At 72.0% G+C, this 23,069-nt stretch carries 18 protein-coding genes; 14 read left to right on the top strand and 4 right to left on the bottom strand.

Annotation, left to right across the window (positions count from 1 at the left end; translation table 11 throughout):
- The first annotated feature begins 185 nt into the window (after window positions 1-185).
- The 3 genes from WME82_RS48385 (at window position 186) to WME82_RS48395 (ending at window position 2,629) form a co-directional block, all read left to right on the top strand.
- Window positions 186-974, top strand: coding sequence for a hypothetical protein (locus tag WME82_RS48385; protein WP_438040858.1), 789 nt, complete (start codon window positions 186-188; stop codon window positions 972-974).
- A gap of 56 nt (window positions 975-1,030) precedes the next feature.
- Window positions 1,031-1,507, top strand: coding sequence for a hypothetical protein (locus tag WME82_RS48390; protein WP_438040859.1), 477 nt, complete (start codon window positions 1,031-1,033; stop codon window positions 1,505-1,507).
- Window positions 1,508-1,804: 297 nt separating this feature from the next.
- A complete protein-coding gene (locus tag WME82_RS48395) occupies window positions 1,805-2,629 on the top strand; it encodes a hypothetical protein (RefSeq protein WP_438040860.1) in 825 nt (274 codons plus the stop codon).
- Window positions 2,630-3,126: 497 nt separating this feature from the next.
- Here WME82_RS48395 and WME82_RS48400 read toward each other — a convergent pair whose 3' ends face one another.
- On the bottom strand, window positions 3,127-4,320 hold the full coding sequence (locus WME82_RS48400) for a hypothetical protein (RefSeq protein WP_438040861.1): 1,194 nt from the start codon (window positions 4,318-4,320) through the stop codon (window positions 3,127-3,129).
- 246 nt (window positions 4,321-4,566) lie between these two features.
- Between WME82_RS48400 and WME82_RS48405 the strand changes: the two genes are divergently transcribed.
- From WME82_RS48405 to WME82_RS48420, 4 genes are all read left to right on the top strand, one after another.
- Entirely contained in the window at window positions 4,567-6,801 is a 2,235-nt protein-coding gene (locus WME82_RS48405; protein WP_438040862.1) for a substrate-binding domain-containing protein, read from the top strand.
- A 124-nt stretch (window positions 6,802-6,925) separates the two neighbouring features.
- Window positions 6,926-9,247, top strand: coding sequence for a substrate-binding domain-containing protein (locus tag WME82_RS48410; RefSeq protein WP_437855951.1), 2,322 nt, complete (start codon window positions 6,926-6,928; stop codon window positions 9,245-9,247).
- 116 nt (window positions 9,248-9,363) lie between these two features.
- Window positions 9,364-10,464 carry a hypothetical protein gene (locus WME82_RS48415; RefSeq protein WP_437743192.1) on the top strand — a complete coding sequence of 367 codons (1,101 nt, stop codon included), beginning with the start codon at window positions 9,364-9,366 and terminating at the stop codon, window positions 10,462-10,464.
- 288 nt (window positions 10,465-10,752) lie between these two features.
- Window positions 10,753-12,105, top strand: a complete 1,353-nt coding sequence (locus WME82_RS48420; protein WP_438040863.1) for a hypothetical protein — start codon at window positions 10,753-10,755, stop codon at window positions 12,103-12,105.
- A 289-nt stretch (window positions 12,106-12,394) separates the two neighbouring features.
- On the opposite strand, the gene WME82_RS48425 is transcribed toward WME82_RS48420, so the two are convergent.
- Window positions 12,395-12,520 (bottom strand): hypothetical protein, encoded by a 126-nt coding sequence (locus WME82_RS48425; protein ID WP_438040864.1) that lies wholly within the window; start codon window positions 12,518-12,520, stop codon window positions 12,395-12,397.
- Between the two features lie 488 nt (window positions 12,521-13,008).
- Here WME82_RS48425 and WME82_RS48430 point away from each other — a divergent pair, with 488 nt between their 5' ends.
- From WME82_RS48430 to WME82_RS48460, 7 genes are all read left to right on the top strand, one after another.
- Window positions 13,009-14,097 carry an SDR family NAD(P)-dependent oxidoreductase gene (locus WME82_RS48430; RefSeq protein WP_438040865.1) on the top strand — a complete coding sequence of 363 codons (1,089 nt, stop codon included), beginning with the start codon at window positions 13,009-13,011 and terminating at the stop codon, window positions 14,095-14,097.
- Window positions 14,094-15,386, top strand: coding sequence for a TIGR04295 family B12-binding domain-containing radical SAM protein (locus tag WME82_RS48435; protein WP_438040866.1), 1,293 nt, complete (start codon window positions 14,094-14,096; stop codon window positions 15,384-15,386). Before WME82_RS48430 ends, WME82_RS48435 begins: the two co-directional genes overlap by 4 nt.
- The gene (locus WME82_RS48440; RefSeq protein WP_438040867.1) at window positions 15,373-16,563 is read left to right on the top strand and encodes a glycosyltransferase family 4 protein; all 1,191 of its coding nucleotides are present in this window, start codon (window positions 15,373-15,375) and stop codon (window positions 16,561-16,563) included. Before WME82_RS48435 ends, WME82_RS48440 begins: the two co-directional genes overlap by 14 nt.
- Window positions 16,554-17,753, top strand: coding sequence for a CgeB family protein (locus WME82_RS48445; RefSeq protein WP_437762696.1), 1,200 nt, complete (start codon window positions 16,554-16,556; stop codon window positions 17,751-17,753). The genes WME82_RS48440 and WME82_RS48445 overlap by 10 nt, the downstream gene beginning before the upstream one ends.
- Window positions 17,754-17,822: 69 nt before the next feature.
- The gene (locus tag WME82_RS48450) at window positions 17,823-18,833 is read left to right on the top strand and encodes a UDP-glucuronic acid decarboxylase family protein (RefSeq protein ID WP_438040868.1); all 1,011 of its coding nucleotides are present in this window, start codon (window positions 17,823-17,825) and stop codon (window positions 18,831-18,833) included.
- A gap of 195 nt (window positions 18,834-19,028) precedes the next feature.
- Window positions 19,029-19,790 (top strand): DUF4328 domain-containing protein, encoded by a 762-nt coding sequence (locus WME82_RS48455; RefSeq protein ID WP_438040869.1) that lies wholly within the window; start codon window positions 19,029-19,031, stop codon window positions 19,788-19,790.
- A 227-nt stretch (window positions 19,791-20,017) separates the two neighbouring features.
- Entirely contained in the window at window positions 20,018-21,313 is a 1,296-nt protein-coding gene (locus WME82_RS48460; protein ID WP_438040870.1) for a tyrosinase family protein, read from the top strand.
- Here WME82_RS48460 and WME82_RS48465 read toward each other — a convergent pair.
- Together WME82_RS48465 and WME82_RS48470 are read right to left on the bottom strand one after the other, a co-directional pair.
- Entirely contained in the window at window positions 21,289-22,347 is a 1,059-nt protein-coding gene (locus WME82_RS48465) for an AraC family transcriptional regulator (protein WP_438040871.1), read from the bottom strand. The two genes, WME82_RS48460 and WME82_RS48465, sit on opposite strands and share 25 nt — an antisense overlap.
- Entirely contained in the window at window positions 22,344-23,027 is a 684-nt protein-coding gene (locus WME82_RS48470) for an aspartate/glutamate racemase family protein (protein ID WP_438040872.1), read from the bottom strand. The genes WME82_RS48465 and WME82_RS48470 overlap by 4 nt, the downstream gene beginning before the upstream one ends.
- Window positions 23,028-23,069: the final 42 nt, after the last annotated feature.

Consider the following 23,069-nt stretch of genomic DNA (forward strand, 5'->3'; position numbering starts at 1 on the left):
CCCCGGTAGCACGTGCATCCCAGCCGCGACTGACACGTCGCGCTGACCGGTGGGTGGAGTCCGCCCCATAGCATCGCGAGAGCTAGCGAGGCTCCGCACCAGCCCGCCGGGTGTCCAGGACGCGATGCGATGCTCTCTCCACGGGCGGCTTGACAGCAGCAACCTCGACGCTTTCCATGCTGGCCATGAAGATTGCCATCAGAAAACGACATCTTTCGACTGTTGCCGCGATTGGCGCTTGGGCTCTTCTGGCTTTCATCATGGTACCAGCTTGCACCATTACAATCGGCGCAAGAAAGGATGACAATGCACAGGATGGCACAAGCAGCGCAGATGACAATTCGCGGGATGACACAAGCGACGCAGATGCCAATACGCACGATGGCACAAGTGACACAGATGACATCACCACCGATCAGTCTTCTCAAAGCGAGGAGAACATCGGCGAGCAGGTGTATACCCAGCTCGATCCGCATGAGCTCGCGCTCGCCCAGGCCAAGGCCGGCTATCTCTCATGTGCTTTAGCAGGTACGCTCGATTCGCTGAACCTTGATCCGTCCACGCTCGACGACGCGACCCTCATGAGCCTCATCGAGCAATACGGCCCTGTGGCAGCGGAACACGCTGAGACTTGGTTTTCGGAGAACATTGATTCGTCGACGGTATCCGCCGTCAACGGCCCGAAGTTTGAGTGCAAGCGCACGCACGGCTGCGAATATTGGACCAAGTGTTCGCTAAATTATGTGCCAAACGTGGCGCACTCCTGCTACGTCGACGATTGCGGCACGGCGAAGTGCTCTACCTGTCCAGACTTTGTGAACGCGCTACTGCAGAACGTTGCCATCAAGGCATGGTGCTCTTATGTCTGCACAGAGGAAGGAACGCGAACCCCAAACGTTGTAGCCGTAGGCGCAGGCGGAATATCTCCGCTTGGGAACCACTTCATAGGAACGTTCTGTCTCCCATATCCTTAGTGACGAGCTCCGGTGAGCCTCATGCCGTTTCAGATAGGATTTTAGGTGGAGAAACGATGAGCAAAGATCTGGAGAGGCAGCGTCAAGAGGCGCTCGCTGCGGCTCGGCTCGACGAAGAGCGCTATGCGTCGGCTAAAGAGAAGGCTCTGGAGGGGCTGTCTTCGTTAAGCCGCGTCATGGGCCTGATGACTATCCTCGCAGCGCCACGCCTCCTCGCTCGCATGTCGGCCGCCGGCTCCGCGGCGGTGACCCAGGAACACGCCATGCAACTCCTTGATGGTTACTTGGTCATCATTGAGGAAATCAAGAATGGAAATTTTCAGGACGCAAAGGGCGACATCCAGCGAACAGAGGAGTCTGCACGAAGAGCGCGCAAGTTGTTCGAGACGTGGGACTTCTCTGGTTACGCCCCAGCCCCGCTAGTGCAGGCCGGGCGGGAGTACTTGAAAGCGTTCGGGTTGCCGGAACCGGAAGAAGGTTGGGACCAATGGGAGGGCCCCTCAGACGACGATCAGGCGCACACGTCGACGTGAACTCACATGGCATCGATCGCACCCTGAAAAGCGCCATGTATCCATGAACATGCGACAGATCGGAGCGGGGCCGCCGGCAGGCGCGTCGAGAGCCGGCGCGTCGCTCCTCAGCCCACCGGCTGATGCGCCTCCACCAGCGCGCCGGTCCCACCGGACGCGCTGGTTCGTCGTCGTGGGCCTGCTGACGCGACCCTCTCCGGAGCGCCCAGAGAACCAGGGAAGGAACGAGGCTTCGAGAAAATCCCTTGACCCCGCCCGCCTGCCCGTGATGGATGAAAGTCAAGGGAGGTATTCTCCATGGCAAAGTCCATCCCCTTCGATCCGACTCCATACCTGCGTCCTCCGAAGCTCGATGTCCGGCAAGCCGTCGCGCTCGCGATCGCGCTCCTCTCGGCGCTGCCGAAGGACGCGACCGACGGTATGAAGCGCACGGCGCGCGCCGTGCGCAGGGCGACGCTCGCCATGAACAAGGCGTGGGACCAGAAGCGGCGCGCGGCCGGCGCCCCGAAGCCCGCGAGCAAGGCCAAGGCGGACTACCGCATCGATACCGCCTGGGCCGCCCTGAAGATGCGCGTCGATGCCTGTGCCCTCTTGCCGGCCGAAGCACACCCGAGGGCCGAGCGCGCCAAGGAGATCTCGCAGATCTTGTTCCCGGAAGGTCTCGAGTTCCTCAAGCTCTCGATGGATCTCGAGTGGGCCGAGAGCAACGCCCTACTCGGCCGGATCGCCGAGGACGACGCGCTCGGCAAGGACCTTGTCGCCATCGCGGGTCCTGAGTTCTTGGCCGAGGTGCGCGCCGCCCATGAGGCCTATGGCGAGGTCCTGGGGATCACGAAGGCGCACGAGACACCGGCGGACGTGGCGGCCCTGCGCGAGCCGCTCCGGGAGCTCGTGGGCGCGATCGGCGATTACCTGCTTCAGGTCGTGGCCAGCGTCGATCGCGAGAAGCCGGAGACGGTCCAGTCGGCGCGCGCGGCGCTCGCCCCGCTGGACCGCCTGCGCCAGGCCGCCGCCCGGCGCGCGGCCGGCAAGAGCGGCAAGGGCGAGCCCGCCGAGAACGACGACGAGGAGGCGCTCCCCGAGATCGAGCCCGACGCGCAGGTCCCGGACGTGCCGCAGTAGCCGCCCCGCCGAGCTCGGCCGCTCTGCGCTGCAGCGCGGCGTCGAGGGGCACGTCGAGCCTGGTGCATCGATCCCGATGCTGGCGCCGCCAGGGCCCGCCGTCCTTCCTGCCCTTCCCGCCGCACTCTCCGGGTCCACCAGCTCGGCGCCACCCGGGTTGCGGCCTTGGACGACCTCGGATCCCCTCGGCTCGTTCAGGATCACCGACGCGGAGGACCGGCTCCTGGTCGGCTGAGGCGGATGAGGGGCTCGGCCGACCCGGAAGCCTCGAATTTGCACAAGGTTGCCGCCTCGGCCGACCCCGGAAGCCTCGAATTTGCACAAGGTTGCCGCCTCGGCCGACCCCGGGCGCCTTCAATTTGTACAAGGTTGGCGCCTCGGCCGACCCTGGGCGCCTCAATTTGTACAAGGTTGGCGCCTCGGCCGACCCTGGGCGCCTCAATTTGTACAAGGTTGCCGCCTCGGCCGACCCTGCCTCCTTCAGGGCGTGCGCTGTTCTACCCGCTCGGATCGAGCTGCACGCCGACGGTCCACGCGGCGCCACCCACGTCGTCCTTCACGGTGATGCGCCCCGTCGCGGCGTCGAGCTCCAACGCCGGGTCGCCGCCGTTCGGGGTCGTGTTCCCGTCGTGGACGCGGACGACCTTGTCTCCCTCCACCGTGCACTCGGAGACGCCGGTCGTGCCCGCGCCGTAGAGCATGCGGCCGGCGCAGGCGAGGCGCGTCAGGCACTTGCCGCCTCGCGGGAGAGGCGAGACGAGCAGCGCGCACCTCTGGCCCACCTTCACCGGGCTCGGTCCCGTGGACTCGGTGACGCGCGCGGACCGGCGCAGCGCTTTCCGCGTCGCGTCGAGGAGCGGCTCCCCCGCGACGGACAGGCTCTGGTACGCCAGCATGAGCTCGACGCGGTACGCGGGCGCCGAGTCGCGCCAGACGGCGCCGGCCTTGCGGATGCTGTCGAGCGAGACCTCGGCCCGCTCCCCGGCGCGCGAGCCCTTGTCCTGGTACGAGAGGGCATAAACATAGGTGCCAGGCTCAGGACCGGAGTCCTCCTCCACGCCGCTGCTGAACATCGACATGCCGTTCAGCGGATCGCTCGACCGGTAGATCGGCTTGCCGCCGCAGAGGACCCGGAGCGCGGGCACGCGGATGTCGTCGCCCGAGCTCGCGAGCTCCGCCTCGACCGTGCACGCCGCGCCGGCCGCGAGGGGGAGCCCCGTGGCGCGCGTGACGGTCGCCCTCCAGGTCGCGGTCGCGGTCCGCGACGGCGCCTCGCGCGCCGGCGCGGCCGGCTCCGGCGGCGCCTGCGCTGGCTCGGGGACCGGCGCCGGCAGCTCCGGGAGGGGAGGGGCAGGCGGGGGCAGGGCCGGCTGCTGGACGATCGCCATCGTCTCGCGCGCGGGCCGCGCCAGCAGGTAGCTCGCGATCATCGCGCAGAGCCCCACGCCCGCCATCGTCACCAGGAGCGGCACCGCCGACGACCGCTTCGGCCGGCCGCGCACCGCGGCGAGCTCCCGGCCGAGCTGGTCGAGCACGCGGCGGGCCTCCGCCATCTGGCGCTCGATCTGCTCGACCCGCGCGGCCCGATCGTCGTCGCGGTGCTCCTCGAGCTCCTTCCTGGCCGCCGCGAGCTGCTCCTCGAGGCTGTCCACACGCCCCCGCAGCGCGTCTCGTTCGTCGCGGTATTGCATTGCTCGACGATACCACCGACCAGCTCGCCAGCGACGCCAGGCGCCGGCGGCGCGCCGGTCGTCGGAGCGCGTCGACACACACGCCGCGTGTGGGGCGGCCATGTCCGCAGTCTGACGCTACGCTCCGGATTCCACGGCAGGACACGAGACTTCTCGCCCGGGCCGGCGGCGCAGCGTATACGATGTAGCCGGTCCGCAGCGGCCGTGGGAAAGGCGGTCAGGTTGTGGAGCAGGAGGCCGTCGGGAATGGGTCAGGGTCGCCAGGGCAGTTCGGTACCGTTGCCGGAGCAGTGGGGCGAGCTGCCTGGCGCGGCGGAGCGGAAGGCCAGGGGAGAGGCCGGCGTCTCCGGCCCTGATCCGCGCCGGTCCGAGGGCGCGCACGCGGCGGCCCGCCCTCCCACCCTCGGCGTCGTCGCCCCGTTTCTCTCCGGCGCGTTCTGGGGCCCTGTCCTGCTCGGCATCCATGAGTCGGCCCAGCGGCGCGGGATCCGCACGCTGGTGCTGCGCGGCACGCCATCCGAGGTCCTGGCCCCCTCGCTCGCCAGAGAGCAGGTGGACGGGTGGCTCGTCATCATCGAGTTCGGCGGCCTCGAGGCGCTCGCCGATGCGGGGGTCCCGTTCATCACGCTCGGCGCCCGCCCCGCCGGCTTTCGCTGTCCCGCGGTGGTCCCGGACAACCACGGCGGCATCCGGAACGCGGTGCTCCACCTGATCGAGCACGGGCACCGGCGCATCGCGTTCGTCGGCAACTTCGCCGCGTACGACGTGCGCGAGCGCCGCGACGCCTACATCAGCACGCTCGCCGAGGCCGGGATCCCCTTCGACCCCGATCTGGTCATCCCGTGCGACAACAACATGTACAGCGGAGGCCGGGCCGCCGCGCCGCTGCTCCTCGCGCAGCTGCCCGCGTGCACGGCGGCGGTCTTCGGGACCGACAAGAACGCGCTCGGGACGATGTCCGAGCTGAAGGCGGCGGGCGTCCGTATCCCCGAGGATTTCGCGATCATCGGCTTCGACGATGTCGTGGAGGCGCAGAGCGCCGACCCGCCGCTGACCACGGTGCGCCAGCGGTTCGAGATGATGGGGAGCGCGGCGTGCGAGCTGCTCGCGTCGATGATCGCCGGCGAGCCCTTCCCGCCCGAGGGCGTGCGCACGGCCAACGCGCTCGTCCTGCGGAGCTCGTGTGGCTGCAATGTGGTCCAGAACTTCCTCGACAAGGAGGACGCGGCCTCCGAGGAGGACGCCGGCGACACCCTGGCCCGGCAGATGGTCGAGCAGCTGCTCCTGCCGCGCCCGCTCCCGCCGGATACCCCGCCGGCCGCGGTCTGGCCGGCGGTCACGCGGGTGGTCGACATGTATTTCGCGGCGCTCCGGGGCACCGCGTCCGCCCCGGCGGCCGAGCTCGAGCGAGCCTACCGCCAGGCCGTCGCCATCACGCCCGATCTGGGGGCCCTGCTGTCGACGGCCCGCCTGATGGATCAGCTCCCCGAGCGGCGCCGCATGTCCCTGGACGCCGCGGCCAGGCGGCGGGTCCAGGACTTCGTGGAGCTGGCGCGCCTCGCGTGCGCGCGGGCGCGGCTCGACGCCGAGACCCGCTCCGTCCACCAGCTCGGGGTGCTCGCGAGGACCAACTACGATGTGAGCTTCGCCCTGCTCGGCGGCACCCAGCAGGAGTACCGGTCGCTCTCGTGGCTCGAGACGACAACGATGGTCTGGGGTTGCCTCGCGTTGTGGGATGACCCGGCGGAGCGCGCGGGCCTCGTCGTCGCGGGCGCCTACAGCCGCGACGGCAGCCCGGTCCCCCCGAAAGGGAGCCGCCATCGGCTGGAGGCGTTCCCGCCGGCGGAGATGCTGCCGCCCTCGGCCGCGGACGGCACGTACATGGTGCTGCTCCTGCCGATACGCTCCGTGGAGCGCGACTGGGGGATCCTCGTGCTCATCGGCCCGGCCGTCGTCGCGATGACCGGGGACGAGGGCACGGTCGCGATCTGGGGGACGCTGCTCGGGGCGGCCCTCGAGCGCGACGCGCTGCTGGCGTCGCTGTCGGCGCGGCACGCCGACCTGCAGCAGGCGTTCGCGAGCGAGCGCGCGCTGTCGCAGACGGTGCGGGAGCTGGGGTGCCCGATCATCCCGCTCCTCTCCGGCGTGCTGCTCGTGCCGCTGATCGGGATGCTCGACGGCGGCCGCGCCCAGCAGGTGCTCGAGAAGGTGGCCGAGGGGGTGAGCCGGCACGAGGCGCTGTCCGTGCTGCTCGACCTCACGGGCGTTCCGTTCGTGGACATCCAGGTCGCCCATTTCCTCGGCATGACCAGCCGCGCGGCTGCCCTGCTCGGCGCGCGGGTCTACCTGGTCGGCGTGCGCCCCGAGATCGCGGAGAGCCTCGTCGACGTCGATCTCGGCGAGCTGGCCACGTTCTCCTCGCTCGCGATGGCGCTCCTCGAGCTCGCGCCGGCGGCGGGGGGCGCGCACAGGGCGAGGTGATGGGCGCGCCGGGGCACTGTCGCTTTCCTCACCTCCCGCCCGAAATCGATTAAGGATGGCGCTGGCCACCGAAGTGGCGAGGCTCGGCCGGACGTGGGCGAGCAGGGCGGGAGGGAGCGCGAGGATGGGTCAGGGGCGCCGGGACAGCGGCATCGTGGTGCCGGAGCAGTGGGGCGAGCTTTCCGGCGCACCGGGGCAGGCGGCGGGCTCGGGGCGCAGCACCGGCTCTTCTTTCCCACCGGGGCGCCGCTCATCTTTCCCACCGGGGCGCCGCTCTTCTCTGCCTCCGGCGCGCCGCACCGACGCCCCGCCGCTCCATGTCCCGGCAGCCGGCGCCGCGGCCCGCCCTCGCACCCTCGGGGTGATCTCCCCCTTTCTCGACGGCTCGTTCTGGAACCCTGTCCTGCTCGGCATCCATGACTCGGCCCAGCAGCGCGGGTTTCGCACGCTGGTGCTGCGCGGTACGCCGTTCGAGGTCCACGCGCCGTCGCTCGCCGGGGAGCAGGTGGATGGGTGGCTCGTCCTGATCGAGCTGCATGGCATCGAGGCGCTCGCGCGCGGCCGGGTCCCGTTCATCACCGTCGGCACGCGCGCCGCCGATGTCGCCTGTCCAGCCGTGATCCCGGACAACCACGGCGGGATGCGGAGCGCGGTGCGCCACCTGATCGAGCACGGGCACCGGCGCATCGCGTTCGTCGGCTACTTCGACGCGTACGACGTGCGCGAGCGCTTCGCGTCCTACAAGGACACGCTCGCCGAGGCGGGCATCCCCTTCGACCCCGATCTGGTCATCCGGAGCGACAACAACTGGTACAGCGGCGGCCAGGGCGCCGCGCCGGCGCTCCTCGCGCAGCTGCCTGGGTGCACGGCGGCGGTCTTCGGGACCGACAAGAACGCGCTCGGGATGATGCCCCTGCTGAAGGCGGCGGGCGTCCGCATCCCCGAGGATCTCGCCATCATCGGCTTCGACGACATCGCGGACGCGGAGGGCGCCGATCCGCCGCTGACCACGGTGCGCCAGCGGTTCGAGATGATGGGGAGCGCCGCGTGCGATCTCCTTGCGTCGATGATCGCCGGCGAGGCCTTCCCGGCCGAGGGCGTGCGCACGGCCAACTCCCTCGCCGTGCGGAGCTCGTGCGGGTGCAACACGATCCAGGAGTTCCTCGACAGGGAGGACGCGGTGCCCGAGGAGGACGCCGGCGGCGCCCTGGCCCGGCAGATGGTCGAGCTCCTGCTCCTGCCCCAGCCGCTCCCGCCCGGCCTCCCGCCGACCGAGGTATGGCCGGCGGTCACGTCGTTGATCGACGGCTATTTCGCGGCGCTTCGGGGCACCGCGCTGCCTTCGGCGACCGAGCTCGGGGGCGCCTGCCGGCAGGCGGTCGACATCACGATGGATGTGGGGACGTTGCTGGCGACGATCCGCCTGCTGGGCCAGTTTCACGAGCGGCGCGGCGCGTCCCTGGACGACACGGCCAGGCGGCGGGTGGACGCGTTCCTGGAGCTCGTGCGCCTCGCGATCGCGCGGGCCCGGCTCGAGGCCGAGAGCCAGTATGTCCGCCAGCTCGGGGTGCTCGCGAGGACGAATTACGATGTGAGCTTTGCCCTGCTCGGCGGCACCCAGCAGGCGACGCGGTCGCTCTCGTGGCTCGAGACGACCACGGTGGTCTGGGGCTGCCTCGCGCTGTGGGATGACCCGCAGGCGCGCTCCCGCCTCGTCGTCGCCGGCGCCTACAGCCGCGACGGCAGCCCGACCCCGCCGATCGGCCGCCGCTGTCGGCCGGAGGCGTTTCTGCCGGCGGCGACGCTGCCGCCGTCGGCCGAGGACGGCACGCACATGGTGCTGCTCTTGCCGATACGCTCTGCCCGGCGCGACTGGGGGATCCTGGTGCTCGTCGGCCCGACCCTCGTTGCCATGGCTGGAGACGAGGGGACGGTCGCGATCTGGGGGACGCTGCTCGGTGCGGCCCTGGAGCGCGACGCGCTGGTGGAGTCGCTGTCGTCGCAGCACGCCGACCTTCAGAAGGCGTACGAGATCGAGCGCGCGCTCTCGGAGACGGTGCGCGAGCTGGGCTGTCCGCTCATCCCGCTCCTGCCCGGCGTGCTGCTCGTGCCGCTGATCGGGATGATCGATGGTGGCCGTGCCAGGCAGGTGCTCGAGAAGGTGTCCGAGGGGGTGAGCCGGCACAGGGCATCTTCCGTGCTGCTCGATCTCACGGGCGTGCCGTTCGTGGACGCCCGGGTCGCCGAGACGGTGGGCATGACCAGCCGCGCGTCCGCGCTGCTCGGGGCGCGGGTCTATCTGGTCGGCGTGCGCCCCGAGATCGCGATGAGCCTGGTCGGCGTCGACCTCGGCGTCCTGAGCACGTTCTCCTCGCTGTCGGCGGCGCTCCACGAGCTCGCGCCGGCGGGGCGGCGCGCGCGCAAGGCGAGGCGGGGGGCGCGGTGAGCCGCGACGAGGCTGGCTCGTAAGCACGGGCGCCTGTCGTTCGCGCCGGCGTGGAAGAAGTGGCGCGCGGCGAGGCGCCTTGACCTGCCGAGACGCGGCTGGCGTAGAATCGGTCCATGCTCGCCGTGCATTGCCCGCGCTGCGGGCGACCCGCGCCTGTGTCCCTCGCCAGCCCGGATCTCATGGCCTGCGCGGCGTGCCAGTACCGCGGCCCGCTGCCCGGGGAGGCGGCGCAGGGCCTGCGCGCCGCGGCGCACGTGGTCTTCCAGACCGACGTGCGCCGCCGCCAGCTCTCGGAGGCGCTGCGGCGGAGGCTGGTCACGGCGTCCCAGCGGCACGCGCGGCTGCTTGTCGTGTTCGCGCTCGCGTCGGTGCCGATCACCCTGCTCGGCGCGCTCATCGTGCTGGGGGTCTGGGTCAGCCCCGACACCGAGGGGAACGTCATCACCGGCGGCATGACGGTGGCGGCGTGGCTCGGCACCGTCGGGACCGGCGCGGCCGTGCTCGCGGTCATGCGCAGCAGGCAGCGGCGGCTCGAGGAGGCGTGCGCCGCGCGCCCCCCGGCGGCCCCGGGCGAGCCGGCGGCGTGCCACGTGTGCGGCGCGCCGCTCGGCGCGGGTGACGGCGCGATCGCGCGGTGCGGCTTCTGCGCCGCCGACAACCTGGTCGCCGCGGCCGTCCTCGAGCGGGTGCGCGCGCGCCAGGTCGTGATCCTGCGGTCGTTCGAGCAGGCCGTGAGCGCCGAGCTCGCCTCGTTCGGCCGGGCGACGTCCGGCGCCGCCGCGGTCGTCGTGGCGACCGCGCTCGCGGTCCCGGTCGCCTCGTTCGTCCTCGCCGTCGCCGTCACCCTGGTGGGCGAATCGAGGCGGTCGCCGGTGGACGCCGCCGTGACGTACGCGGTCGTCGGCACGCCGCTCGGGCAGTGCATCGGAAAGATCATGCCGGGAAAGGGCGGCGGCACGGCGGTGCGTTTCGGCGGGTTCCGGCGCGCGGAGCTGCCCGAGGAGCAGGCGATCGCGCCGGGAGCGCCGATCGAGGCCGTGTCGCCCGGGTCCCTCGTCGGCCGCTCCGTGACGGCGAAGCAGGGGGAAGGCGTCGTTCAGGGGGTGTTCTCGTCGCCGCTCACGGGCAACTCCGTCGAGGTCCGGCGCGAGGAGGGGACGTCGTTCACGAGCAGCATCGCCGGCCTGTGCCTGAGCGGCCCGCCGCCGAGGTGATCTGCGCGTGTTTCGCGCCCACGTCCGGCAATTGACGTCGAGCGCTCAATCGCTGTTGATCGCCGCATTCCGCGCGGGCTCCGCGATTGCTGCGCTGTCCGCAATCGCGGAGCGCGCGCGGCGTTCGGCCGTCGCCCCTCTGCGCGGTGCGCGCCGCGCGGCGGCGCGGTACGGGCGCGCACGGGGGCGCCGCGCGCCGGAAGTTAGTTGTTCCGTGCCGGCGCCCTCCACGTATAGTGGGGGGTAGTTGGTTGGGGGTAGTCGGTATTCACACCCAGTGGAGACAAGATGAGCCAAGGTGGCTGGGGCGGGGGATCAGGGGGCGGTCAGGGCGGTGGTGGTTACGGGCAACCGCCTGGGGGTGGCTACGGCCCGCCGCCGGGCGGCGGCTACGGACAGCCACCCGGGGGCGCTGGCCCTGGTCAACCGCCGGGTGGTGGTTACGGCCAGCCTCCGGGACAGCCGCCGGGTGGTGGTTACGGCCAGCCTCCGGGACAGCCGCCGGGCGGTGGTTACGGGCAGCCGCCGGGCGGCGGTTACGGGCAGCCGCCGGGGCAGCCTCCGGGCGGTAGCTACGGTCAGCCGCCGGGGCAGCCGCCGGGCGGCGGCTATGGCCAGCCACCGGGGCAGCCGCCGGGCGGCGGCTATGGCCAGCCGCCGGGGCAGCCTCCGGGCGGCAGCTACGGCCAGCCGCCGGGGCAGCCGCCGGGCGGCAGCTACGGCCAGCCGCCGGGGCAGCCGCCGGGCGGCAGCTACGGCCAGCCGCCGGGGCAGCCGCCGGGCGGTGGTGGCTGGGGCCAGCCTCCGGGGCAGCCTCCGGGCGGCGGCGGCTACGGTCCGCCCCCGGGAGGAGGCGGCGGCTGGGGCCAGCCTCCGGGCGGTGGCGGCGGCTACGGCCCGCCTCCGGGTGGCGGCGCCGGCTGGGGTGGGGCCAACCCCTACCAGCCCCCGGGCGGCGGCGCGGGCTATGGCTCACCCCCGGGCACGGGCGTCGCGGCGCCGTGGGGAGCGGGAGATGCGGCATCCTTCGGCTGGGAGCGCCTGAAGCGCGACCCGGCTGTCCTCATCGGCGCCATGGTCGTCGTTGGGCTTGCGTCGAGCGTCCCCAACGGCATCGGCGGAGGCATCCAGGCGGCGCTCGCGAGGGACGCGCCCACCGCGGGGGCGGCCATCCAGTTCCTGATGCAGGCTGTCGCGCTCGTGGTCGGCGCCTACTTCGCCGGAGGCATGAACAACCTCCTCCTGAAGGTCGCGCGCGGCGAGCCGTACTCGTTCAGCGACGTCCTTGGCGGCGGGCGGTGGTTCCTGTCCATCCTGGGCGCCCAGCTCCTGACCGGTCTCGCTGTCGGCGCCGGCATGCTCCTCTTGATCGTCCCCGGCGTCATCGCCGCGCTCGGCCTGAGCATGACGACGCTGTGCATCGTCGATAAGAACCTGGGCGCCATCGACGCCATGAAGGAGAGCTGGCGAATCACGACCGGCCACAAGGGGGGCCTCCTCGTCTATGCCCTGCTCGCCTGCGCGCTCGTGCTGGCGGGCGTGCTCGCCTGCTGCCTCGGCACGCTCGTGGCCGCGCCGGTCGCCGCCATCGGGCTTGCGTTCATCTACCTGCGTCTGACGGGCCAGCCGACCGCGAGCTGAGCCTCCCGAGGGCTCGCTCCCGCGCTGCCCTCCTCCCTGCAAGCCGAGCCCCGCGCTCTCGCCGCATCACCTTCCGCCTCCTCGAGCTTGGCCAGGCTCGTTCGGTCGCGCTCAGCGCCCGAAGCCTGACCCTCCCTCGCTCACCAACGCTCACCAACGTTCACCAACGTGAACGTGGACGTGAACGTGGTCGTGGTCGTCGACGACACAACGTGGACGTAAACGCTCTGCCGAAACCTTGGTCAACGAATGAGATCCGCGACTTCCGGGTGCCGTTCACGTTCACGACCTAGCCGTTGACGACCACGACCACGACCACGTTCACGTCCACGACCACGTTCACGTCCACGACCACGTTCACGTCCACGACCACGTTCACGTTCACGTTCACGTTCACGACCACGTTCACGTTCACGACCACGTTGGTGAGCAGTGACGGGGGTCTGGCTTTGGGCGCTGAGCGCGACTGAACGGGCTCGGTTAACACCGAGGTCCCCCTCCGTTTCCGCCCCGCGCCGAGCGCGCCCCTCCCTTCTCACCCCCGTCCCCGTCCTCTCTCATCGCCTGTCCGAGCGGCGCTCCTCGCCACAAACCCCCTTTGCGACACATCGAGTCTCCGCTGCCATCCGGCGGCGCCGTACCCTCTCCAGGAGGCGCGGAAGGCGCGATACCGATCGTCAAACAAAGCTCCTTCGATCGATTGCGGCTCTCCAGGTCGCATGTTAATCGGTGTCTCCTCAGGGACTCCCGCGCAGCGAGGCGCGGAGCCGGGGGGGACATCGCGCGGCGGGCGGGCGTTCGGTCTGCCTGCCGCGCTGCGCCGTCGTGCGCCGTCCGCTCGCGAGGCGCTCTCTCTCATCACCCGCTCGCCCGCCGCTCGTCCAGACCGGAACGGAGCATCCTATGCCTGACCATGTCCTGATCACGGGGGGAGCCGGGTTCATCGGCTCTCACCTGGCCGACGAGCTGCTCCGAAAGGGGGAGCCGGTCCTCGTCCTCGACAACCTCTCGCGCGGGTTCGTCGAGCGCAACGTCGAGCGCCTCAAGGGGCGTCACGGCGCTGGCGTGGACGTCCGGGTGTGCGACGTCCGGGACGAGCAGGCCGTGAGCGACGCCGTGCGGCGCGCCTCGTTCGTCTTCCACCTCGCCGCGCAGGTCGCCATCGCGAGGAGCGTCGCCGACCCGGCGCTCGACTTCGAGGTGAACGCGCGCGGCACGCTGAACGTGCTCGAGGCGCTCCGGAGGCTCGACCGCCCTCCGCCGCTCCTCTTCGCCTCCACCAGCAAGGTCTATGGCGCGCTGCCCGATCTGCCGATCGAGCGCGGCGAGGAGCGGTATCGACCCCTGTGCGAGAGCGCGCGCGAGCACGGCATCTCCGAGAGTCAGCCGCTCGATCTCCGGGGCCCCTACGGGTGCTCGCGGGGCGCCGCCGACCAGTACGTCCTCGATTACGCCCGCACCTTCGGCCTCCACGCCGTGGTGCTCCGGGTGAGCTGCGTCTACGGCCCCCCGCAGTTCGGCAACGAGGACCAGGGGTGGATCGCCCACTTCGTCGCGCGCGCCATCCGCCGCGACCCGATCACCCTCTACGGCGACGGGCTGCAGGTCCGCGACGCGCTGTTCATCGAGGACCTCGTCGACGCCCTCCTGCGCGCGCGGCGCGCGCTCAAGCCCGCCTCGGGCCGCGCCTTCAACATCGGGGGCGGCCCGGACACGGCGGTGAGCCTCGTCGAGCTGCTCGATCTGCTCGAGGAGCTCGACGGGCGCCGCCCGGTCGTCTCGCTCGCCGCGTGGAGGCGGGGCGATCCGCGGTACTACGTCTCCGACTGCCGCGCCTTCCAGGCGCTCACCGGCTGGGCGCCGCGGGTCGCCCTGCGCGACGGGCTGCGCGCGCTCTATCAATGGCGCCTCGGCGTCGAGGCGCGCCTCGGGGCCGTCTACGCCGACATCCCCTCGTCTGTCCGGATGGACCGGCTGGAGGCCGCCTCGTGAAGGTCGCGCTCGTCAACCCGCCCTGGACCTTCCACGGCAGCGTCTACCTCGGCTGCCGCGAGCCGCACCTGCCGATCGAGCTCGGGTACGCCAGGGCGCTGCTCGAGCGCGCGGGCCACGAGGCCGCCCTCATCGACGCCCAGGCGCGCGGGATCGACCTCATCGCGCTGCGCGACGAGGTCGCGGCGCTCCGCCCGGCCATGACGGTGATCGCCACGGCGCCGAGCTACCTCTCCTGGCGCAGCCCCCCGCCCGAGCTGCGCGTGCCCATGGCGGCGGTCGCCGCGCTGCGGGGCCACGGCGGCCTCCTCGTCGCCGTCGGGCCCCACGGCTCCGCGACCCCGCGCGCGGCGCTCCGCAAGCTCGGCGTGGACGTCGTCGTCCTCGGCGAGTGCGAGGAGATCCTCGTCATGCTCGCCGGCGCGACCGAGTCGCGCTTCTGGCAGATCCCCTCGATCGCCTACCGCAGGAACGGCATCGACCACGTGCAAGGAGGCCCTTACGCCGCCTGCCTGAGGACGCTGCCGGCCCTGCGGTGGGACGGCGCGACGATCGCGCGGCACGTCCACCACCACCACCGCTTCGACGCCGTGCCCGAGGGGCCGAGCGCCGAGATGGAGACCTCGCGCGGCAGCGCCTGCCGCTGCGCCTCCTGCGCCAGGGACGGCGCGCGCGACAGGCTCCGGAAGCGCCCGCTCGCGACGGTGCTCGAGGAGCTCGACGCGCTCCTCGCCGAGGGCGTGCGCCACGTCTACTTCATCGACGAGCGCTTCCTGCCCGACCGGGCCCTGCTCGAGGAGCTCTGGGCGCGGGACGTGGTGTTCGGCGTCCAGCTCAGGATCGACAGCTGGTCGCGCGAGATGCTCGATCTCCTCGGCCGCGCTGGCTGCGTCTCGATCGAGGCCAGCGTCGAGCGCCCGTCGATCGAGGGGATGGACGCGCTCGGCAGGCGGTGCAGCGCGTCGACCGAGGAGCTCACCGCGCTGCTCGTCCACGCCCGGCGCAGCGTGCCCTTCGTGCAGGCCAACCTGAACGACGCGGGCCTCGGCGATCCGGCCGAGGCGGCGTCGTGGCGGCAGCGCCTCCTCGGGCTCGGCGTGTGGGCCAACGAGCCTGTCCCGGCGTTCCCGTACCCTGGCTCGCCCGCGTACACCCGGCGATGGGGGGCGCCGGACGACGGCGCCTGGGAGCGGGCGCACGCCCATTATATCGCCGAGCACCGGACGTTCGGCGATCTGCCAGACAGCCGGCCGCTGCCGCTCACGGAGCTCGAGCATGGCGCGCGTTGACCGCGGATCCCCGGGCGCCGCGGCGCCGCGGCCCGGCCGGGTGCTGATGACGGCCGACACGCAGGGCGGCGTGTGGACGGTCGCGCTCGAGCTCGCAGGCGCGCTCTCCCGCGCCGGCGTGGCCACGGTGCTCGCGATCATGGGCGGGCCCCTGTCGCCCGCGGCGCGCGCGGCGGCCGCCGGGGTGCCAGGCCTCGAGCTCGTCGAGAGCGCCTACCGGCTCGAATGGATGGATGACCCGTGGGACGACGTCGCGGCCGCCGGCGACTGGCTGCTCGACCTCGAGGAGCGGGCGCGGCCGGACCTCGTCCACCTGAACGGCTACTGCCACGCGGCCCTGCCGTTCCGGGCGCCCCGCGTCGTCGTGGCGCACTCCTGCGTGCTGTCGTGGTGGCGCGCGGTGCACCGCCGGCCGGCGCCGGTCCGCTACGAGCGCTACCGCGCGCGGGTCGCCGAGGGGCTCCGGGCCGCGGACGCGGTGATCGCGCCGAGCGCGGCGATGCTGAGCGCCCTCGCGGGCGAGTATGGCGCGCTCGGCCTCGGCCGCGGCCATGTCATCCCGCACGCGCGCGACCGCAGGCGGTTCGCGCCGGCGCCGAAGGAGCCGTTCGTCTTCGCGGCCGGCCGGCTCTGGGACGAGGCCAAGAACCTCGCGGCGCTCGAGAAGGTCGCGCCCCACCTCGCGTGGCCCGTGCTCGTGGCCGGGAGCGACGTCGCGGCGGGCGGCGTCGGCCGCCGCGCCGGGGAGAGCCTCTGCTCCCTCGGGTGGGTGGACGAGCCGGAGCTCACGTGGTGGATGTCGCGCGCCGCGATCTACGCCTCCCCGGCGCGGTACGCGCCGTTCGGCATGGCCACCCTGGAGGCCGCCCTCTCCGGCTGCGCGCTCGTGCTCGGCGATCTGCCGAGCCTGCGCGAGGTCTGGCGCGACGCCGCCCTCTACGTCCCCGCGGACGATCCGCGCGCGCTCCACGCCGCGCTCGACCACCTCATCCGGGACGTCGCGCGCCGCGAGGCGCTCGGCGCGCTCGCCCGCCGGCGCGCGGTGCGCTTCAGCCCGCGCGCCATGGCCCGCCGCTACCTCGACGTCTACGCCCTCGCGCTCGCCGCCCGCCCGCCGGCTCCCCGGCGGGTCTGCCCTCCCTCGTCGCCTTCACCCTGCGGGACACCATGCGAATAGCCCTCTTCTGCCACTCCTTGCTCTCCGACTGGGATCACGCGGACGCGCACTTCCTCCGGGGGATCGCGGCCGAGCTCGACGCGCGCGGCCACGACGTCCTCGCCTTCGAGCCCGAGGACGCCTGGAGCGCCCTGGGCCTCGTCGCCGCGTACGGCCCGGACGCGCTGCGCGAGGCCGCCGCCGTCTATCCGCGCCTCCGCCCGCGCCGTTACGCGCTCTCCACGCTGGACCTCGACGCCGCGCTCGCGGGGGTCGACGTCGTGCTCGTCCACGAGCGGAGCGACCCGGAGCTCGTGCGGCGGCTCGGCGAGCACCGCGCGCGCGCGGATCGTTATCGCCTCTTCTTCCACGACACGCACCACGGGCTCATCACCGATCCGGCCGCGATCGTGCGGCGCGATCTCTCGGGGTACGACTGCGTGCTCGGCTTTGGAAAGAGCGTTTGCGATCTCTACCTGAGCCGCGGCGTCGCGCGGCGCGCGGTGGTGTGGCACGAGGCCGCGGACGCGCGCCTGTTCCGGCCGCTGCCCGAGGTCGAGAAGGAGCGTGATCTCGTGTGGATCGGCAACTGGGGGGACGGCGAGCGCACGGCGGAGCTCCACGAATTCCTCGTCGAGCCCGTGAGGGCGCTGGGGCTCCGCGCGCGGGTCCACGGCGTGCGTTACCCCGATCGCGCGCTCTCGGCGCTCGCGGACGCCGGCATCGAGTACGCCGGCTGGCTCCCCAACCACCGCGTCCCGGACGCCTATGCGCGCGCCCGGATCACGGTGCACGTCCCGCGGCGGCCGTACGCCGCGTGGCTCCCCGGCATCCCCACGATCCGGCCGTTCGAGGCGCTCGCGTGCGGGATCCCGCTCGTGAGCGCGCCGTGGACCGACGTCGAGCGCCTCTTCTCGCCTGGCCGGGACTACCTCGTCGCGCGCACGGGCGCGGAGATGACGGAGCACCTCCGCGCGCTCCTCGCGGACCCGGAGTTCGCGCGCGGCGTCGCCGAGCACGGGCGCCGGACGGTGCTCGCGCGCCACACGTGCGCGCACCGCGTGGACACGCTCCTCGACCTGATCGACGAGCTGCTCCTGCGGCCGTGCTACCGGCTCGGCGAGGCGGCGGAGGACGACGTGGAGCGGAGCGGCCCTGCCTCCGGCGTTCGCCGCTGCGACCCGGGCCGCTACCGGAGCCCGCTCGCGTGAGGTGCTGCGCGGCGCGGGGGGGTCTCGGCGGTTCACGAGGGGCGGTGTTGCGACGACGGAGGTGTTCCGATGGGTGACGCGAACGGGAGGACGGTGGGGAGCGGCATGCGCGTCCTGGTGGCGGGGGGCGCCGGCTTCATCGGCTCGCACCTGTGCGAGCGGCTCCTCGCGGACGGCCACGAGGTCATTGCGCTCGACGATTTCTCGACGGGCTCGCCGGCCAACGTGGCGCACCTGATGCGCAGCAGCCGCTTCTGGCTGGTCGAGCACGACGTGGCCCTGCCGTTCGATTACGAGGTCGACAGGGTCTACCACCTGGCGTCGCCGGCGAGCCCTGCGCGCTGGCGGGGCGATCCGGTGCGCTCCACGATCACGAACGTGATGGGCACGCTGCACGCGCTCCTGTGCGCCGAGCGGCACGGCGCGCGGCTCTTGCTGGCGTCGTCGAGCGACGTGTATGGCGATCCCGAGGTCGACCCGCAGCCGGAGAGCTATCTCGGGCGGGTGGACCCGGTCGGGGTGCGCGCCTGTTACGACGAGGGCAAGCGCTGCGCGGAGTCGCTGGTGATGGCGTTTCACCGCCACGGGCGGGCGTCGGGGCGGATCGCGCGGATCTTCAACACGTACGGGCCGCGGATGGCGATCGACGACGGGCGCGTGGTGAGCAATTTCATCGCCCAGGCGCTCCGGGGAGAGGAGCTGACGGTCTACGGGAATGGGTCGCAGGCGCGGAGCTTCTGTCACGTCGACGACCTGGTGGAGGGGTGTTTGCGGCTGATGGAGCACCCGTCGGAGGTGGGGCCCGTCAACCTGGGGAATCCGGTGGAGGTGACGGTGCTCGAGCTGGCGCAGGAGATCGTGCGGCTCACGGGGAGCGCGAGCCGGATCGCGTACCGCCCGCTGCCGGAGGGCGATCCGATGCGGCGGCGCCCGGCGATCGATCTGGCGAGGCGGGCGCTGGGGTTCGAGCCGCGGGTGCCGCTCCGGAAGGGGCTCTATGCGACGATCCAGAGCTTCCGGCGCGCGCTGGCGGGGCTCGACGAATGCGCGCGGCGAGGGGAGCCGGCGATGGCGAGCTGACGGATTGCCGCCCTGCGATCGCGCTGTCGGGGGCGGAGCGGGCGCCTCGAAGCGCACGATTGCCACGTGTGCTCCTCGGCCACGTCGCTTGCGATGCGGCGTGTTGCGCTGGTAGCCTCGCTCACCGTGAGCGGTTGGGCAGAAGCTCGGGAGGGGTGGAGCCGCGACGTCCGCGTCGTGCGCCGGCGCGCTCGCGTGGCGATTGCCGGGCTGATCGCGATGGGGGCGGTGGCGGCGTTCACGGCGCTGACCGGCGCCTGGCACATTGTGTTGCTGGGCTCGACGGACGTCTCGGCATCGACGTGGCGGCTTGCCAACACGCTCCGTGAGGTCGGGGGTTTGCTCGAGCTGGGGCTCGGGCTCGTTGCTGGCGTTGTGTTCCTTCGCTGGCTCGCCCGGGCGGTCGCGCTGGCGGGTGAGCTGGATCCCGTGCGGGGGTTTTCCTGGACGCCGTCCGAGGCGGTCCTGGGATTCTTCATTCCCGTCGTGAACCTGGTGCAGCCGTACAGGGTGCTGCGCGATCTCCACGACGGCCTTGCCCCGGAGGCCGTGCCCGAGCCTGCGCCGCGCCCTCTCCTGGACGGCGGGGGTGGTTACCGGCGTGTCGAGATGGAGCACGCCCCGCGGGCGGGCGCGGTGCACCATGCCGCGCTCGGCGCGTGGTGGGGGTGTTATGTCGCGAGCCGCGGCCTCGGGTGGCTGGCCTCTACCATGCCGGATCTGACCGTGACGGAGTTCATCCGGTCCCGGGTTGCGTTCATTGCGTCCGACGCGGCGTCGATCGCTGCTGCGTGGCTCGCGGTGCGGATGATCCGGGCGATCGACAGCCGGGTCGCGGAGCGCCATCGACGGCTGGCGTACGCTTCCGAAGAGGAGCTCGACCAGCTCCTCGTGGAGCGTGATCTTCAGCTGCGGCGGGACATGGCGAAGATCGCCGACTTCGACGATCCCGAGTAGGGCCCGCGCCTTCCGGCCGAGATCTCTCTCGGCGTGCTGGCCGTCGGCGACCATCTATCCATCCGATTGACCCGTTCGAGAGAGCACGACGCGCCCACGCGGCGACGTGACCGCCCGCTGGCGCGGTAGGCCAACGCTTTCGTCGCGCTCGGCCAATGCGGGGGCGCGCTCGCGTCTTTATAAACGCCTTCATGAACGACGGAGCTCCCGTCCGAAGGAGGCAGGACATGACACGTGAGTTGCATCGACGAGCGTTCGTGCGTGGGATCATCGCGGCGGCGTCGGCGGCGTGGCTCGGGCTCTCGCTCGGCTGCGGCGCCGACACCCCGGTGGACGCCGGCGACGCGAGCCCGGAAGCCCAGCGGATCGTCCGCAAGAGCGCGTCGGCGATGACCAGCGAAGAGATCGACAGGTTCAAGCGAGCCTACGAGTACGCCGTCGCGAACGGCTTCTTCGACGTCTTCAACGACGAGCACTACGACCACCACCGGCATCGCCACCACGGCGCCGACCTCCAGGCCACCTCGCCGATGACCGTCATGGTCATGGACGAAACGTCGGGACACCGGCTCCTGCCGTGGCACCGGGCCTTCCTCCTCGAGGCGGAGCAGATGCTCCGCGCTGCCCTCCACCAGCGAGACCAGGAAGAGGGCGTCGACCCGAGCGAAGCCGATCTCCTGTTCATTCCGTACTGGGACGCGGCGCACGATCAGGACCTGCCGCACTGGGTCCACGGCTTCGAGCCCAAGGGCGGGACGGCCGTCGTGCCGCCCGGCCTGCCCGAGGGGCACGCCGGGTATGGCAAGGAGGTGGGTGAGCGCTACGACATCGTCTTCCGGCGCTGGCCGGGCAAGAACCTGGTCTTCGATACGCTGCAGGCGCCCGATCACGTCGAGCGCATCCTTGCGGAGGGCACGTTCGCCGACTTCTACGATGCGCTCGACGTCACCCCCGAGCTCCGCATCGAGAACTATCCAAAGGCGCAGGCGGCGCTGGATGTGCTGGAGGCGAAGCTGCCGGACAGCGCGGCCGTGCAGACGCTCGTCGACGCTTTCGGCGGACCCCCGAGCAGCTCGCAGCAGGGCGCGGAGACGACCAACGCCCTCTTCGAGATCGGCTGGATCGGAGCCGTCGAGGCGCAGAGGGCGGCGCCGGACACCGAGCTCGTCGGCGCCGTCAAGGACGTCTATGGCCTCTTCCATTTCATGCCCCACGTCCGGATGCACCTGTGGGCGGGCGGGCTCGATCCTGCGAACGCGGACGTGCGCGGCACCGTGACGTATTTCAATGAGCTGACGGTCGATCCCGTGTTCTGGATGCTCCACGGCGAGCTCGATCGTTATTGGTATACATGGGAGAAGACGCACGCGGACACGCCGCCGCTCCAGGGTGACGACCGGAGCTTCAACCCGCTCACCGCGAGCGAGGGCGCCTGGTACGGCGGCGGAACGACGTACACGCTCGACGATCTCACCGCGCACGACGCGCTGCCGTACGTTTACGATGCGCTGTTCGACGGGTGACGCGTCGCCGCGCGGGGGAGCTCTCGCGGCGGGCGCCCCGCGCCGCGGCGGTAGGCGGCCGGCGTCACGCCGGTCCAGCGCTTGAAGGCGCGGTGGAACGTGCTCACCTCGGAGAACCCGAGGAGGAACGCGATCTCCGAGATCGCGTCGCGCGACTCGCTCAGGTAGCGCACGGCGAGATCGGCGCGCAGCCCGTCGAGCACCGACGAGAGCGACGTGCCCTCCTCCTTGAGCCGCCGCTGGAGGCTGCGCGGGCTCATGCGCAGGCGCGCCGCGATCGCCGGCAGCGCCGGCTCGCCGTGGGCGAGCTCGGCCGCGATCGCGGCGCGCGCGCGCTCGAGGAAGCTCGCCTCGGCCGGCAGCGCGGCGGCGAGCGAGGCGAGGTGCTGGTCGAGCACCTCGCAGAGCAGGGGCTCGGCGTGCGCCTGGGGCCTCGCGAGGAAAGCGCGATCGATCACCAGCTCGTCATGGGCCTCCCCGAAGCGCAGGCCGGCGCCGAAGAGGCGGCGGTACTCGTCGACGCGCGCGGGCGCGGCGTGGCGAAACCGCGCGGCGCGCGGGGTGAACGCCGGGTCCGCGCCCCGCCTCGCGAGGACGACGAGGTTGCCCAGGAAGAACTCGACGGCGTGGCGTGAGGGCGCCGGGCTGCTCCGGGGCGGCTCGTGGCGGAGGCGGGCGACATCGCCGTCGATCTGGATCTCGAGCGAGGGGCCGATGGCCACGACGCGGAGGTAGCGAGCCGCGCGCGCGTAGGCCTCCCCGACGGTGGCGCTGCTCCGCACCGCGAACCCGAGCGCTCCGAGGCTGCCCACCGGCAGCCTCTGCGCGAGGCGCAGGCCGAAGCCGTCGTCGCGGACGAGCCGGGCGGCTTCGCTCCAGAGCCGGGCCTCGATCGTCCGCGGAAAGCGCATGTCCGGATCGGCGAGGTCCCCCGGATCGACCCCGGCGGCGGCGAGCAGCTCCGCGGGCGCCACGCCGTCGGCCGCCGCGCCGGCGACGACGGCCTGGAAGACCTTCGCGGAGATGTCGCTCATGGCTCTCCGCGGAGCTGGGCGGCATCGTGTTGCGTTCTCGATCGATACCTCGACACGGCAGCCTCCACGCCTGATCTCGAGCTGCTCAGAACGGGGATTCCGAGGTGGCGGACCAGCTCGGCCGCGGGGGCCATCGACGCCTGGGCCAGGAGCACGAGATCGCCCGGGAGCGCCGTCGCCTCGATCGTCCTGGCGATCTCGCCGGCATAGCCAGGAGAGTCACCCCTCTCGAAGAGCCGCCATGCTCGCCCGCACAGGACTTCGACGACATCGATCGAGCGACCCGCGTCGGACGCTATCTGACGCAGCAGCGCCCCGGTGGGCTGAAAGGTGCTCTGGAGCGCGGCCACGACGAGGATCCGGCGGCCGCCCGCGACGGCTTGCTCGGCCATCGGGCGATCGATCCGCATCACCAGACAGTCCGAGACGGGGACCGCCTCCGCGACGCCGCCGAGGGTCGAGCAGGTGCACACGATGACCCTCGCGCCCTCGTTCGCGAGCGCCTGAACGACCGTGGCGGTGGCCGAGCGGATGCCGTCCGTGATCCCACCGGCCGCCAGCGCATCCGCAAGGAGGCTCTCCTGAACCTCATGCCGGACCGGAATCGCGTGGTCTACGTCCTGGACAAGACGGCTGAACGTCTCGACGTGGACGTGGGCTGTATGAAGAAATGCGAGCATGTTTCTCGGTGTCCGGAAGGTCCAGGGCTCGCTTGCCCGAGG

This window comes from Sorangium sp. So ce128 (genome assembly GCF_051525245.1).
In the GTDB taxonomy this organism is placed as follows: domain Bacteria; phylum Myxococcota_A; class Polyangia; order Polyangiales; family Polyangiaceae; genus Sorangium; species Sorangium cellulosum_B.